This is a genomic window from Sphingobium cloacae, assembly GCF_002355855.1.
Lineage (GTDB): Bacteria > Pseudomonadota > Alphaproteobacteria > Sphingomonadales > Sphingomonadaceae > Sphingobium > Sphingobium cloacae.
Genome location: NZ_AP017655.1, coordinates 1,788,028 through 1,802,673, shown reverse-complemented (window position 1 = coordinate 1,802,673; position 14,646 = coordinate 1,788,028). Strand labels below are relative to the sequence as shown.

Below are 14,646 nucleotides of genomic sequence, written 5' to 3'. Positions count from 1 at the left end.
GGCCGGGCATTCTCGTTTCAGGAGCCTTTCATGGCCGACTATTTCACCCATTTCTCGTGCCTGCTCGATGTCGGCACGCCCGAGAACGCCGCCCGCGCGCTCGACCTCTACAACCGCCTCTCCGAGGCCAGCGCATCGGAAGAACCGCCTTCCGAGGGCTTCCTCCTCTCGATCCAGCCCGAGCATGGCGGCACGCAGCTCTGGATGCACGACGACGTCACCGGCGATCCCGAGCGCCTGATCCAGTTCGTGAAGCGCTGCGCCGCAGAGTTCGGTCTGACCGGTCGCTGGGGTTTCCAATATGCCAACACCTGCTCGAAGCCCCGGCTCGACGGCTTCGGCGGCGGCGCGCATGTTCTCGATCTCGCCACCGGAGAGACCGTGGACTGGATCTACACCGATGGCTGGCTCGACCAGACCCTCTCCAACGAGGGAGGCCCGCTATGAGCATCCCTTCCTATGCCCGGAGCAATTTTCAGACGCTGCTGCGCGCTGCCGGTGACGGCAACCTTGCGCTCATGGAATGCCTTGATGCCGTGACCGGCGCTCCGCGTTACGTCATCTGCGCGGTGGGACGAGACGATGGTGATTTCGTCTTCACGCCCTTCGGCCACCTCGCCGACGGCAATCCCTATGACGCCTACCTGCCGCCCGACCCAGGCGATCCTGGCGGCTTCATCCATCCGGGCACGCCCGGAGAAGCGCCATGATGGACATCGACGCCATCTTCGCCGCCGATCGTGAGCGACCGCCCGCAGAGCGCTCGCTTCCCTGGCTGGAAACCAGAGACGGCATCACCGTCGTCGTGGAACCCAAGCCCCATTGGGCCAGCGACATGCGGGCCTTCCGGGCCGAGGCTCGCGAATATTGCGCCTATGCCGATTGGACCGCGAACGGCGCGCGCGCCCGGTTCTTCGGGCACATCGACACCAGCGGCGATGACCTGATCCGCAAGGCGCGCAGGCTCGTCGCCCGCGAGATCACCGACGGACATTGGGCCTGACCCCCTCAAAGCGCCTCTGCTGCTCGGCCGAGGCGCTTTTTTCATGTTGGCAGCGACGTGTTCGAGAGTGAGAGGGCAGCCGGGACGTGTTTGAGTCCGTGCGGTCGAGAGAGAGCGCCGTCCGGGCTTCCCGTTCCCGCTCTTCCGAGGTTCCGATCCATGAACATCATGTCCCCCGTAGCCGGTCCGGCTGCGCCCGTTGCCCGCGCGTCCGCCATCATCGCCGCCGCCCATCAGCTTCTCACCCTGCTCGAACGCGGCCAGCGGATCGACAACGCCAATCTCCGCATCGCCATGCAAACGGCCTTCGAGGCTTCCGACACGAGCGGGGCCTGGGACTGGAAGACGGCCTACGAAGCCTGTGAAGGCGCGACCGTCCTGTTCCTGCGCAAATACGGACGTGCGCTTTTCCGTAAAGCCGGCACTCCGGCTGCACGGCTTTCTGCCCTGTCGAAAATCACCGGCCTTCTGCCGACGCACACCCGTCGCTCCGAGGAAGCCCAGGCGCTTCAGCAATTCTCGACGCCAGTCCCGCTCGGCCTCGCCGCTATCGCGGCCGCCGCGATCACACCGCACGACATCGCGCTGGAGCCGTCGGCAGGCACTGGTATTCTCGCCATCCTCGCCGAGATCAGCGGCGGCTCGCTGCTCGTCAACGAACTGGCGGAAACCCGCGCCGATCTACTTGGCCAGCTCTTTCCAGTCCTTGCCGTCACGCGGTGTGACGCCGCCCAGATCGACGACCACCTTCCGGCGTGCGCCGTCCCTTCCGTCATCGTGATGAATCCGCCCTTCTCGGTGATGGCGAACGTCTCCGGTCGGGTCGCCGACGCCGCTGCGCGTCATGCTGCTTCGGCCCTGGCGCGGCTTGCCGATGGTGGGCGTCTGGTGACGATCACCGGCGCGAACTTCGGCCCCGAGCAACCGGCCTGGCGCGACACCTTCGTTCGGCTTCAGGAGCGTGGCCGCGTCGTCTTCACCGCGGCGATCCACGGCTCGGTCTATGCCAAGCATGGCACGAGCATCGAAACGCGGCTCACCGTCATCGACAAGCTGCCGGCCGAAGACCCGGCAGCGTTCCCTGGTTCCGCCGGCCTTGCGCCCGACGTCGCTACGCTGCTCGCATGGATCGAAGCGCAGATTCCACCGCGCCTGCCGGTCGCACTGCCCGACATCGCGCCGCCCGTGTCGGGTTCGGCGCCCCGCACCGTGCGGGGTTATCTCGCGCGCACCGCCACGGAGCGTCCGGCCGCACGCTCCACCATGGACCCGCAGGGCGTTGAACTCGCCTACGACACGATGGACTGGACGCCGCCGGAAAGCGCCCATCTCACGGACGCGATCTATGAAGAATACGGATTGCAGTCAATCCGTATTGCCAGTTCTCAGGCGCACCCCACCAAGCTCGTGCAGTCGGCGGCCATGGCGAGCGTTGCACCGCCCAAGCCCGCCTATCGGCCGATGCTGCCCGCGAACATCACCGATCTCCTGTCGGACGCCCAGCTCGAAACCGTCATCTATGCCGGCGAAGCCCATTCGGACTTCCTCACCGGCTCCTGGACCGTCGATGCGACCTGTGATCTCGTGCGGGCGGCCAAGCCCGATGCCGAAAACGCCGTGCGCTTCCGGCGCGGCTTCATGCTCGGCGACGGCACCGGGGCCGGCAAAGGACGTCAATCTGCCGGCATCGTCCTCGACAATTGGCTGCGCGGTCGCCGCAAGGCGGTCTGGATCTCCAAATCCGACAAGCTGATCGAGGATGCGCAGCGCGACTGGTCTGCGCTCGGCATGGAGCGTCTGCTGGTCACGCCGCTGTCGCGCTTCCCGCAAGGGCGGCCGATCACGCTGTCGGAAGGCGTCCTGTTTGCAACCTATGCCACGCTACGGTCCGACGACCGTGGTGAGAAGGTTTCCCGCGTCCGACAGATCGTCGAATGGTTAGGCTCCGATTTCGATGGAGTGATCATTTTCGACGAGAGCCACGCCATGGCTAATGCCGCAGGCGGCAAGGGAGAACGCGGCGACGTTGCCGCCTCACAGCAGGGACGCGCGGGCCTTCGGCTTCAGCACGCCCTGGCCAACGCGCGCGTCGTCTATGTGTCGGCTACCGGCGCGACCACCGTCCACAATCTCGCCTATGCCCAGCGGCTCGGCCTGTGGGGCGGTGAGGATTTCCCCTTCGCCACCCGCGCTGAATTTGTCGAGGCGATCGAGGACGGCGGTGTCGCGGCCATGGAAGTGCTCGCCCGCGATCTGCGTGCGCTGGGCCTCTATACCGCCCGCTCGCTCTCCTACGATGGCGTCGAATATGAGCTGATCGAGCACGCCCTGACCGACGAGCAGCGGCGTATCTACGATGCCTACGCCAGCGCCTTCGCCGTCATCCACAATCATCTCGACGCCGCGATGCAGGCGGCCAACATCACCGGCAACCCAGATAGCGGGGGAGCCACACTGAACCGCCAGGCCAAGTCCGCCGCCCGCTCGGCCTTCGAGTCCGCCAAGCAGCGTTTCTTCGGCCATCTGCTCACGTCGATGAAAACGCCCACGCTGATCCGGTCCATCGAACGTGACCTGGATGATGGCCACGCCGCTGTCGTCCAGATCGTCTCGACCGGCGAAGCGCTGATGGAGCGCCGGCTGGCGGAAGTCCCAACCGAGGAATGGAACGATATTCGCGTCGACATCACGCCGCGCGAATATGTTCTGGACTATCTGGCCCATTCCTTCCCGGTCCAGCTCTACGAGCCGTTCACGGATGGCGAGGGCAATCTGTCCTCGCGCCCGGTCTATCGCGACGGCCACCCCGTCGAGAGCCGCGAAGCTGTCGCGCGCCGTGACGAGTTGATCGAGCGTCTTGCGTCTTTGCCTCCCGTTCCGGGGGCGCTCGACCAGATCGTACAGCGCTTCGGCACAGATATGGTCTCCGAGGTGACCGGCCGCTCGCGGCGCATCGTCCGCAAGGGCGAGCGTTGCGCCGTGGAGAACCGGGCGCCCTCCGCCAACCTCGCGGAAACGGCGGCCTTCATGGACGACCTGAAGCGCATCCTCGTGTTCAGCGACGCCGGCGGCACCGGCCGCAGCTATCACGCCGAGCTGTCGGCGAAGAACCAGCGCCTGCGTGTCCACTACCTCCTGGAGCCCGGATGGAAGGCCGACGCCGCCATCCAGGGCCTGGGCCGCACCAATCGCACCAATCAGGCGCAGCCGCCGCTGTTCCGCCCGATCGCCACGAACGTGAGGGCCGAAAAGCGCTTCCTGTCCACGATCGCACGGCGGCTCGACACGCTGGGTGCGATCACGCGCGGTCAGCGCCAGACCGGCGGTCAGGGCCTGTTCCGGCCCGAGGATAATCTGGAATCGAGCTACGCCCGCGATGCGCTGCGCCAGCTCTACCTCCTGATCGTCCGCGGCAAGGTCGAGGGGTGCTCGCTGGGGCGTTTCGAGGCCGCGACTGGTCTGAAGCTGATGGACGACAATGGCATCAAGGACGACTTGCCACCGATCACCACATTCCTGAACCGCCTGCTGGCGCTCACCATCGAGCTTCAGGGCATCCTCTTCACCGCCTTCGAGCAACTGCTCGACGCCAAGGTGGCGGGAGCCATCGCCAGCGGCGTCTATGATGTCGGGCTGGAGACACTGACGGCGGAGAGCTTCGTCGTCACCGAACGCACGACCATCTACACGCACCCAGCGACAGCTGCGCAGACGCGGCTGCTTACAATCACGGAACGTCGCCGGAATCGGCCGACCACACTCGATGCGGCGCTCGGCTGGCTCGACGATCCGCAGGCCAGGCTGCTCGTCAACGTGCGCTCGGGCCGCGCCGCTGTTCAGCTATCCGCGCCGTCCATCATGCTCGACGATGGCGAGATCGAGCGCCGCGTCCGGCTGATCCGGCCGATGGAACAGCATCATGCGACCCTCGACATGATGGCGGACAGCCATTGGCAGGAGGCCGAGCGCGACACCTTCGCCGCCGTCTGGCAGCGCGAGGTCGACGAGGTGCCCGCGTTCACCGACGGTACGATCCACATGGTCAGCGGTTTGCTACTGCCCGTGTGGAAGCGCCTGCCCAACGAGTCGACGCGCGTCTATCGGCTTCAGACCGATGATGGCGAACGCATCATCGGACGGCGGGTTTCGCCCGCCTGGGCCGCCAACGCCGCCTCGACCGGAACCACCAATCTCAGCAGCGACGACGCCTATGCGGCGTTGGTGGACGGCCGCACCATCCTCGACCTGGCTGACGGGCTCCAGCTTCGCCGCGCGCGCGTCATGGGCGCGAACCGCATCGAGTTGTCGGGGTTCAGCGACACAATGCGGGATCGCCTGCGCGCCTACGGTCTCTTCAGCGAGATCATTTCGTGGAAGCTGCGCTTCTTCGTGCCGGTCGGCGCCTCCGGTCCCGCCGTCCTCGGCAAGCTGCTCGACACCTACGCCATCGAGCGCATCAGCGAGCGCGAGGCGGCGTGATGGCACGGCAGGACGCTTCCGATCTGGCGCACCGTCTCGGCCGGCAGGCCGAGGCGGTTTGCCGCCACTATCTTTCGAATGGGCAGCGCCAAGGCAACTATTGGCAGGTTGGCGATGTCCGCAACACCAAGGGCCGCTCGATGTTCGTCCGGCTGAAGGACAGCCCCAAGGGCCGCGCGGGCAAATGGACCGACGCCGCCACCGGCGAACATGGCGATCTTCTCGACCTCATCCGTGAATCGCTCGGCCTCACCGACTTTCCCGATGTCACCGATGAGGCCCGCAGCTTTCTCAGCCTGCCGCACCCCGAACCGGAACCCGCGGCGCCAAGGCGCGGCGTTGCCCCGGCTCCTTCGGGATCGGCCGAGGCCGCACGGCGACTGTTCGCGATGTCGCAGCCGATCGCAGGCACTGTCGTGGAGACGTATCTGCGCCGACGCGGCATTACGCTTCTGCACGGAACCGGCAGCCTGCGCTTCCATCCGCGCTGCTATTACAGACCCGACGATGGCCCGACCGAGACCTGGCCCGCCATGGTCGCCGCCGTGACCGACCTCAATGGCAAGATCACCGGCGCACACCGCACCTGGCTCGCGCCCGACGGCTCGGACAAGGCGCCGATCGACACTCCGCGCAAGGCAATGGGCGATCTGCTTGGGGCGGCCGTCCGCCTCGGTGTGCCCGGCAGCGTGATGGCGGCAGGCGAAGGTATCGAGACCATGCTGTCGCTCCGGCAGGTCTTGCCCGAAATGGCCATGGCCCCGGCGCTCTCGGCGGCGCATCTGGCGGCCATCCTGTTCCCATCGACTCTGCGGCGGCTCTATATCGTCCGCGATGACGATCCAGCCGGTGACGGCGCGCGCGACGTGCTGATCGAACGCACGAACGCCGAGGGCATCGAGGCCATTCCATTGTCGCCGGCGCTCGGGGACTTCAACGAGGATCTCCAGCGTCTCGGCATTGATGCGCTCCGCGCTGGTATCCGGGTGCAACTCGCACCGGAGGACGTTGCCCGCTTCATTACCCGGGCAGCGTAGCCGGAAAGGGCTGAAGGGCTGCGCGCAGCGGTCATGTCCGAGTGGATGCGCAGCGACGGAAAGAGGACCGCGCCTCGGCCTTCGAGAGGGCGATCGGCCGTCAGCCGGGCCGGACAAGGCAATGGCTGCGGCCGACGATTTTCCGGCGGCCCAGGCCCACCCCATGCGGCAAGCCGCCTGGGGACCCCGAACCCGCGCCTTTCCATCGCGAAACAAAATCGCCTGCCTTCGCCATCCTACGCTGACGCTTCGGCCCTTCGCTGCGCTCCGGGTGCAGGTCTGTCCCGCCCGACGGCTTCGTCGCCATGAAGGCCGCGACGGTCGCGGTCCAATCCGACGGAGCATTCCATGAGCGAGCACGACGACTACGAACCGCACCACGAATCATCCCCGACCGACCAGCTGATCCAGGACTTGCAACTCCACGGCTATCGTCCTTCCGAAGACGAACTCGACCAACGCCCGCCACCGGAAGACCGCACCATCGAAGGCGCCGTCGCCGACATATTCGACGCCCTCGTCGCCACGATCACGGACACGAGCCTCGATTTCGATCTCCCCGATCTGCTCTGGTCGACCGTCAACATCTTCCACCGCGCGGTGGACCGGATCGAACAGAAGCTCGACGACAACGAGCAAGCGCAAAAGCAGCTTCAGCGCGAACAGGACGGCTCCGAGGTGAAATCCCTCCAGCTCGAGCGCCTCATCGACATCGGCATGAACCTGATCGACCGCCGCGACGGCATGGAAACCTTCCGCGAGGCTGCCGCCGAGCGCTATCGCGTCGCCACCGGCTCACCCTGGTCGCAACGCACCGGATCGCGGGTCAACCATCGCCACCTCACCGCGTCGCTGATCGACAGCCGCGATTTCCTCGCCGCCAGGAGGCGCGCAGATAGCGAGGTGCTCGTGCCAGCCGGGCCGAAGATCGCCTTCTCGGGTGGCGACACCGCCGACCATAAGCATATCTGGGCCAAGCTCGATCAGATCCATGCCAAGCACCCGGACATGGTGCTGTTGCACGGCGGCTCGCCGAAAGGCGCCGAAAAGATCGCTTCGCGCTGGGCCGATAGCCGCAAGGTGCCGCAGGTCGCCTTCAAGCCCGACTGGACCAGGCACGCCAAGGCGGCACCTTTCAAACGCAACGACCAGATGCTCAGCGTCGTGCCGATCGGGGTCGTGATCTTCCCCGGCACGGGCATTCAGGACAACCTGGCCGATAAGGCCCGCAAGATGGGCATCCCGGTCTATCGCTTCGGCTCGGGCGGCGCGTGAGCGCCGCCAGGACCAGCTGCCTTGAAAAATGATAGCAATTCTCATATGATGCTATCATCGCTGTCAAACTTGCAGGAGGCGCTATCATGCCCGCAGTTACGATCAGGAATCTGTCCGACGCGACGCACCGCGCCCTCAAGGTGCGGGCGGCGCAGCACGGCCGCAGCGCCGAAGCGGAAATGCGCGACATCCTCGAAATGGCTGTTCGTCCCGATACGCGCCTCCGGCTCGGCACGGCGCTCGCGGAACGCAGCCGCCGCCTCGGCTTGACCAATGAGGATGTCGAGGCCCTCGACCCGGCTCGTGACATGGCGCCCGCCAAGCCGATGAGCTTCGAATGATCCTCCTCGATACCAATGTCGTATCGGAGGTGATGAAGCCCGCTCCCGACGAGGCCGTGCGCGCATGGCTCGACGAGCAGGTAGCGGAAACGCTCTTTCTCTCCAGCGTCACCATCGCCGAGCTGATGTTCGGCATCGGCGCGCTCCCCGAGGGCAAGCGCAAGGAGCGTCTCACCGAAGCCCTGGATGGGGTGATGGAACTGTTCGCAGACCGCATCCTCCCGTTCGATGTCGATGCTGCGCGCCGCTATGCGGATCTCGCCGTCAAAGCCCGGGCGGCCGGCAAAGGCTTCCCTACTCCCGACGGCTACATCGCGGCGATCGCAGCCGCCAAGGGTTTTGCCGTCGCCACGCGCGACAACAGCGCATTCGAGGCCGCGAATGTCACGGTCATCGATCCCTGGAAGGCCGGGCGCTGACATCCGGCCACCGGCAGCGCAGGTGAGGTCAGCCGAGCCGGCAGCAACAGTCCTCGCTGCATGCAGACAACCCGGTCTCCTGATCGGACGACCACCCCCGCTTCAAGACGCTGATCCTTGGGTTCAGCCGATGGCCTGACGCCATCAACCCGTAAAGGGTCGGACTACGCATAGCGTGCCGCCGCTCCGGCTTCGCCTGCACGGTGATTGCGGCCACCGGCCGAACTCTTCGGGCGCCTGTCAGCGGGGGATGGACCTCCGCTCAAACAGGAGCCAGGTCGATGCCCTTCCAAACCGCTCACGCCTTCGCCTTCAGCCTCGCTACAACCCTGATGGCAGCCATCGTCATCTATCGCGCCGGAGACGGCACGCTCTCCGTCACCCCGGCGTCGGAATATGATGGCGATGAAAACGCCATCGTCGGCGAAATTGACCCCTTCGCCTCCTGAGGCGAACCGGGTCGCGCAGTCGGCGGACGCTTCACGCTTCTGCTCCCCCCGTGGCTCGAATTCTGCTAATCTCGCACGTGCGCCGTGGTGGTGGTGGTGGTGGCGCGTCCGTCTGACATTTGACGAAAGACACCACCATGATCTTCATCGGCATTCTCCTCAGCATCGCCGCCATCGGCTTCCTCTGCTGGCTCCTTTTCACGCTTGCGGTGTTCGCTCTTCCGTTCTTCGCGGGCGTGTCTGCCGGCACATGGGCCTACGGCACCGGCGCGGGCTGGCTCGGCGCGATTGTCGTCGGCTTTGTCGCCGCCGGCCTGACCTTCGGCATCGGCCAATTCCTGCTCGCCACCGTCCGTCCGACCTGGGCACGCCTGCTCATCGCCGCAGCCTTCGTCGCCCCGGCCGTCGTCGCCGGGTTCCATGCCACCCATGGCATCGTGAAGCACACCATGCCGTCGGAGACATGGCAGACCGTGTTCTCGGTCATCGGAGCGATCGCGGTCGGCATCGTCGCCTTCGTGCGCATCACTGGAATGGCGGCCTCCGGCCCATCTGCCGAGCATGTGTCCCACGCCTAAACCCGCAGCGCCCATCGCGGCGGGATCCAGCGGCACATGCCTTTGTCCCCCACGCCATCTGGTCGCCCGATGGGGAAGCGGCATCGCGAAGGATCGGCTGCGCCCACCTGTCACGGAACGATGGAGCGCATCGGCGCGGCAACGACGTCGTGGCCGGCAGATCCTCAGCGTCGAGGCGTTCCGTCAGAGCTGGCGGAATGGCGAAATGCGCAGCGCAGGTCTGTTCGAGGGAGGTCTACGCCTGTGATCGCCGATCGGACTTCCCGGGCGAATGCGAAGGTCGCCGCCGTCTCCGCCGTCGATCCGTCCAGCACCCGCACCAAAACAGCCTCTTCAATGGCCTGATCTGGCCGAAGGACGGCTTTGCCTCGAGCGCCTAAGCCACAACGGCTGGCCCCGACTTTCTTCCCCTGCCGGCTGCGCCGTCATTCCTCGCGAAACAACAAAGTCGCGCCTGCGCCATCCTCCGCTTTGCTGCGGTCGCAAGCGATGTGTCGTCGCTCGCCTCCGTCCGGTCGATCGCCATCGAGGCCGCAATGGTGCGGGCTCGAAACGGAAAACGGAGACTTACAATGGCGACCATCGGCACCTTCAAGAAGACCGGCTCGAACGAATTCGGCGGCGAAATCGTCACCCTCAGCGTCCAGGCCAAGGGCGTGCGCATCGTCCCCGACCTGCGCGCCAGCGGCGAGAACGCCCCCAGCCACCGGGTCCTGGTCGGCCGCGCCGAGATCGGCGCCGCCTGGTCCAAGCGCTCCAACGAGGGCCGCGACTATCTGGGCCTCAAGCTCGACGATCCGAGCTTCAACGCTCCGATCTACGCCAACCTCTTCGATGACGAAGACGGCGAAGGTTACTCGCTGATCTGGTCCCGCCCCAACGGCCGCCGCGCAGACTGAGGCGGCTTCACGAGGCCCCGGCCGAAAGGTCGGGGCCGCCTTCCTGCTCAAATCGCACCCGATCGCAGACGCGTGCCCCAAATAGTTGGGTCACACCGAAGGCGCACTCTTCCAGCTTTACTGCAAAAGCCAGCCCGCAGAACCTTCGTTTCACTGACGACAACGCCTCGATTGACCGAAACAGCAAATCGGCGCCAGCACGACACGGCCCTTCGGCAACCTCTTTGAGCTGGCAGAAACGGGCCAATACGACTAAAATAGCCGTAGTTCTGGAGCGCGCGCCGGTTGCGATGGGAGGTGATCATGCATGATCACCGCCCGACAATCACGGGCCGCACGCGCGTTGCTGGGTTGGACACAGGAGACGCTCGCTGACAAGGCCCGCCTATCGCTGACCGCGCTCAAGCGCCTCGAATCCGAAAGCGGGCTCGATGTGTACGAGACGACGCGCGATCAGGCACGCAGGGCCTTGGAAGCTGCCGGCATCGTCTTCCTGTCGACCGACCGAGGGCAAGGAGTGCTGCTGGTCGATGATCGCGGAAACAAGCCGAACCGATCTACAGGCTTACGCTGACCTGTGGGCAGCCAGGTTCCTCATCATTCGCACTGCCTCCATTTCGGATCAAACATGGATAATAGACAGGCACCGCATATTCGCCGAGTCTGCACCATGACCGCACCATTCCAGGACCTAGCGCCATCGGGGCAAGATCTCACCGATTACGACAAGTCGCACGCCAAACTATACATGCGCTTGCTGGATGCGGCTGCTGACGGCGCGCATTGGGAGGAAGCCGTGCGGGTGCTGTTCGACCTCGATCCCGCCCGTGAACCCGAACGCTGCCGCCGCATCCATGACAGCCACCTCGAACGCGCCCGCTGGATGACACACACCGGCTATCGGCAACTCCTGAGACCGGCTCACCGTTGAGAGGTTTGCGAACCGGCGTGATGCCCTTTCGACATCACGCAATGCCCTCCTCCGGGCTTCCAACACCTGTCAAACGGCGTTCAAAAGGGACCCCCGATCGGCGTCGAAGAGGGACCCCCTTTTTCGGATATGATGTTGGTTTGTTGAAGATGGCCTTGCGCTGCGTGCGGCGGAGGGCGGGCGTAGCCCGACCGGAGGCGCGCGCAGCGCAAGATAGATTTTTGAAGGCGCCGAAGGTAGCGGTCAGCTGCGGTTTTTGAAGCGCCAGCTGTCGTTGCCCGTCTCGATGATATCGCAGTGGTGGGTGACGCGGTCGAGCAGCGCCGTAGTCATCTTGGGATCCCCGAAGACGGTAGGCCACTCGCCGAAGGCAAGGTTGGTGGTGATGATGACGCTGGTGCGCTCATAAAGCTTGCTGATGAGGTGGAACAGCAACTGCCCTCCCGAGCGTGCGAACGGCAGATATCCAAGCTCGTCGAGCACGATCAGATCGAGCCGCGACAGCTGCGCCGCCAGGGTCCCGCCTTTGCCGATCCGGGTCTCCTCTTCGAGGCGTGTCACCAGATCGACGGTGTTGAAGTAGCGGGCGCGAGCGCCCCTTCGCACGACATTGGCGGTGATCGCGATGGCGAGGTGGGTCTTGCCTGTCCCCGTGCCGCCGACCAGCACGATATTGCGGCGAGGCGGGAGGAAGGAGCCATCGTGAAGGGAGCGGATCATCTCCTCATTGATCGGTGTGCCCTCGAAGCTGAACCGCTCCAGGTCCTTCACCACGGGCAGCCTCGCAGCCGTCATCCGATAGCGGATGGAGGCTGCATCCCGGTGGGTCGCCTCAGCACGGAGCAGGTCGGTCAGTATCTCCATGGTGGTGCGCTTGCGCTGGAGGCCGGTGGTGACCGCCTCGTCGAACGCCGCCGCCATGCCCTTGAGTCCGAGGCCGCGCATCGTGTCGATCATATCATGCCGCTGCATCATAGCCTCGCAGCAGATCATAGCGGGCACAGTCGGCGAGCGGAGGATGCTGCAGCATCCGGTCTTCCGAAGTGACGATGCTGTGGGGTGTCGCCGGCTCGCGGCGCCGGGAGAGGATGTTGAGGATCAGCTCGTCGCTGGCCGTTCCGTTCGCCAACGCTTCGCGCACGGCAGCCTCTACCGGCTCCAGGCCATCGGTGAGCACCGCCGAGAGGACCCGCACGAACCTGCGATCGGCCTCGTCCCCGGTGCCGAGCCTTCGCCGTAATCGGTGCAGGGCGGGCGGCAGATCCCAGTCCTGGAACGGTGCGCCGTTACGCAGCGCGCCGGGCTTGTGCGCGAGGACCGGCAGATAATGCCAGGGATCGTATATCGTGCGGTTCCGACCGAAGTGGCGCTCATGCTCCCCGACGATCGCATCGCCGCAGCGTATGACGATGCGATCGGCATAGGAGCGCACCTGAACGGTCCGGCGTGCGGCCGTCGACATGACCGAGTAGCGGTTGCGATCGAAGCTGATGAGGCAGGTGCCGGTGACGGCATGCTCGCTCTCATGGAAGCCGTCGAACGGTGCCAGGATCGGCTGCAGGGCCGGTCGCTCCATATCCAGCGCCTCGGCGACGGTAATATCCCCGCGTTCGGGATGGGCATGATGCTCGGCCCAGCGCCGGCACTCGGCCTCCAGCCACCCGTTGAGCTCGGCCAGGCTGGCGAACCGGAGTCGCGGCTGGAAGAAGCGGCCTCGGATCGTCTGGACCTGCTGCTCGACCTGGCCCTTCTCCCATCCCGCCGCCGGCGAGCAGGCGGTCGGCTCGACCATGTAATGATCGGTCATGATCAGGAAGCGGCGGTTGAACACACGCTCCTTGCCGGTGAACACGGCCGTCACCGCCGTCTTCATATTATCGTAGATACCGCGTCGCGGCACACCGCCGAAGAACGCGAACGCCCGGGCATGGGCATCGAACAGCATCTCCTGGCCCTCGCGCGGATAGGCCCGGACATAGGGTGCGCGCGAGTCGCAGAGACGCATATGCGCCACCTTCACCCGCATCGGCTTGCCGGCGATCTCCACATCCTCGTGGCTCCAGTCGAACTGGTAGGCCTCACCCGGCTGGAAGGTCATCGGGATGAACGCCGGTGCGCCTTCGCCAGCATCCTTCCGCCGCGCAGCACGCCAGCGCGCCGCATAGCGGCGCACCGCATCATAGGATCCATCGAACCCCTCGCGCACCAGCAGGTCATGGATACGCGTCATCCGTAGCCGATCGCGGCGGCCGCGCCCCTCGTTCTCCTCAAGCAGCGCATCGAGACGATCCTGATAAGGACCGATCCGCGGCAGCGGCTGGACTTTGCGCTGATAGTTGAACGCCGCCTCCGGCGACCGGATCGCCTTGCGGACTACCTTCCGCGACAAACGAAGGTCGCGCGCGATCGCCTTGATCGCCTTCCCCCCTGCATGCTCACGCCGAATCCGAACCACTGTCTCCACGATCAACATCCCGTTCTCGCCAACTGATCAAAACCAGTCGGCCGACTAAATCCCCGGGATGAAGGGGTCCTTTTTGCACGCCGATCACCCCACGAAGGGGGTGCCTATTGCACGCTGATCCTCAGCGTGGCGGACGGCCAATCGCTGGCCATCCGCCACGCTTGCTTTGTGCGGACCTTCTCCAGGAAGAGGGCCCTCACATGGTTCGTCGAAACGCCCCGTCTTAATTCCCTGCTGCGATTTCCTCGACGAGTTTGGCACAGAAGGCGGGCAAATCATTGGGATCGCGGCTGGTAACAAGGCCGTTGTCGACCACGACTTCCTCATTGGTCCATGCACCGCCGGCGTTCTCGATATCGACCTTCAGCGTCGGGTAGGACGTCAAGGTGCGACCCTTGAGCACGCCCGCCTCGATCAATGTCCAGGGTGCATGGCATATAGCCGCGACAGGTTTTTTCTGATCGAAGAACGCCCGGATGAAACCGATTGCCTCGTCGCTGCCGCGCAGCTTGTCAGCACCGACAGTCCCTCCGGGCACAACAAGTCCGTCGAAATCGTCGGCTTTCACCTCGGAAAACGTCTTGTCGATAGTATAGCTGCCGCCCTCGTCGAGATCGCCATTGACTGTGCGAGCCTTGCCAGGTTCAAAACTGACCACGGTCACTTTGCCACCAGCGTCCTCGACAGCTCGCTTGGGCTTCGAGAATTCTGGTTCTTCCGTCCCGCGGGGTGCGATCAGAATGGCAATCGATTTGCCTTCCAAAGTCATGA

The 14,646-nt window shown here is 65.2% G+C and carries 16 protein-coding genes; 13 read left to right on the top strand and 3 right to left on the bottom strand.

The annotated features are described in order from the left end of the window. The first annotated feature begins 30 nt into the window (after nucleotides 1-30). The 13 genes from SCLO_RS08790 to SCLO_RS08730 all read left to right on the top strand — a co-directional run bounded on the left by SCLO_RS08790 (nucleotide 31) and on the right by SCLO_RS08730 (nucleotide 11,411). Nucleotides 31-447 (top strand): hypothetical protein, encoded by a 417-nt coding sequence (locus tag SCLO_RS08790; RefSeq protein WP_066522333.1) that lies wholly within the window; start codon nucleotides 31-33, stop codon nucleotides 445-447. Then, a complete protein-coding gene (locus SCLO_RS08785; protein WP_066522335.1) occupies nucleotides 444-710 on the top strand; it encodes a DUF6117 family protein in 267 nt (88 codons plus the stop codon). Before SCLO_RS08790 ends, SCLO_RS08785 begins: the two co-directional genes overlap by 4 nt. Further along, nucleotides 707-1,003: a hypothetical protein gene (locus SCLO_RS08780; RefSeq protein WP_066522337.1), complete on the top strand. Its 297-nt coding sequence runs from the start codon at nucleotides 707-709 to the stop codon at nucleotides 1,001-1,003. The genes SCLO_RS08785 and SCLO_RS08780 overlap by 4 nt, the downstream gene beginning before the upstream one ends. A gap of 159 nt (nucleotides 1,004-1,162) precedes the next feature. Next, the gene (locus SCLO_RS08775) at nucleotides 1,163-5,482 is read left to right on the top strand and encodes a strawberry notch family protein (RefSeq protein ID WP_096362114.1); all 4,320 of its coding nucleotides are present in this window, start codon (nucleotides 1,163-1,165) and stop codon (nucleotides 5,480-5,482) included. Further along, the gene (locus SCLO_RS08770; RefSeq protein WP_066522394.1) at nucleotides 5,482-6,519 is read left to right on the top strand and encodes a DUF7146 domain-containing protein; all 1,038 of its coding nucleotides are present in this window, start codon (nucleotides 5,482-5,484) and stop codon (nucleotides 6,517-6,519) included. The genes SCLO_RS08775 and SCLO_RS08770 overlap by 1 nt, the downstream gene beginning before the upstream one ends. Nucleotides 6,520-6,867: 348 nt before the next feature. Then, nucleotides 6,868-7,794 carry a DUF2493 domain-containing protein gene (locus SCLO_RS08765; RefSeq protein WP_096362113.1) on the top strand — a complete coding sequence of 309 codons (927 nt, stop codon included), beginning with the start codon at nucleotides 6,868-6,870 and terminating at the stop codon, nucleotides 7,792-7,794. Nucleotides 7,795-7,880: 86 nt separating this feature from the next. Further along, nucleotides 7,881-8,135: a FitA-like ribbon-helix-helix domain-containing protein gene (locus SCLO_RS08760; RefSeq protein WP_066522447.1), complete on the top strand. Its 255-nt coding sequence runs from the start codon at nucleotides 7,881-7,883 to the stop codon at nucleotides 8,133-8,135. Then, complete coding sequence (locus tag SCLO_RS08755) at nucleotides 8,132-8,554, top strand: type II toxin-antitoxin system VapC family toxin (RefSeq protein ID WP_066522444.1); 423 nt, start codon at nucleotides 8,132-8,134, stop codon at nucleotides 8,552-8,554. Before SCLO_RS08760 ends, SCLO_RS08755 begins: the two co-directional genes overlap by 4 nt. A 281-nt stretch (nucleotides 8,555-8,835) precedes the next feature. Continuing rightward, the gene (locus SCLO_RS23310) at nucleotides 8,836-9,003 is read left to right on the top strand and encodes a hypothetical protein (RefSeq protein WP_169800605.1); all 168 of its coding nucleotides are present in this window, start codon (nucleotides 8,836-8,838) and stop codon (nucleotides 9,001-9,003) included. Between the two features lie 137 nt (nucleotides 9,004-9,140). Next, nucleotides 9,141-9,581, top strand: coding sequence for a hypothetical protein (locus SCLO_RS08750; protein ID WP_066522441.1), 441 nt, complete (start codon nucleotides 9,141-9,143; stop codon nucleotides 9,579-9,581). Between the two features lie 572 nt (nucleotides 9,582-10,153). Beyond that, on the top strand, nucleotides 10,154-10,480 hold the full coding sequence (locus tag SCLO_RS08740) for a DUF736 domain-containing protein (RefSeq protein WP_041535876.1): 327 nt from the start codon (nucleotides 10,154-10,156) through the stop codon (nucleotides 10,478-10,480). Between the two features lie 307 nt (nucleotides 10,481-10,787). After that, nucleotides 10,788-11,054 carry a helix-turn-helix domain-containing protein gene (locus SCLO_RS08735; protein WP_045811379.1) on the top strand — a complete coding sequence of 89 codons (267 nt, stop codon included), beginning with the start codon at nucleotides 10,788-10,790 and terminating at the stop codon, nucleotides 11,052-11,054. 96 nt (nucleotides 11,055-11,150) lie between these two features. Beyond that, entirely contained in the window at nucleotides 11,151-11,411 is a 261-nt protein-coding gene (locus SCLO_RS08730; protein WP_066522504.1) for a DNA -binding domain-containing protein, read from the top strand. 243 nt (nucleotides 11,412-11,654) lie between these two features. On the opposite strand, the gene istB is transcribed toward SCLO_RS08730, so the two are convergent. The 3 genes from istB to SCLO_RS08715 all read right to left on the bottom strand — a co-directional run bounded on the left by istB (nucleotide 11,655) and on the right by SCLO_RS08715 (nucleotide 14,644). Continuing rightward, nucleotides 11,655-12,383, bottom strand: a complete 729-nt coding sequence (istB, locus tag SCLO_RS08725; protein ID WP_096362194.1) for an IS21-like element helper ATPase IstB — start codon at nucleotides 12,381-12,383, stop codon at nucleotides 11,655-11,657. Then, nucleotides 12,370-13,884, bottom strand: a complete 1,515-nt coding sequence (gene istA / locus SCLO_RS08720; RefSeq protein WP_096362065.1) for an IS21 family transposase — start codon at nucleotides 13,882-13,884, stop codon at nucleotides 12,370-12,372. The genes istB and istA overlap by 14 nt, the downstream gene beginning before the upstream one ends. Nucleotides 13,885-14,098: 214 nt before the next feature. Continuing rightward, nucleotides 14,099-14,644 (bottom strand): type 1 glutamine amidotransferase domain-containing protein, encoded by a 546-nt coding sequence (locus SCLO_RS08715; protein ID WP_066521459.1) that lies wholly within the window; start codon nucleotides 14,642-14,644, stop codon nucleotides 14,099-14,101. Nucleotides 14,645-14,646 lie beyond the last annotated feature (2 nt).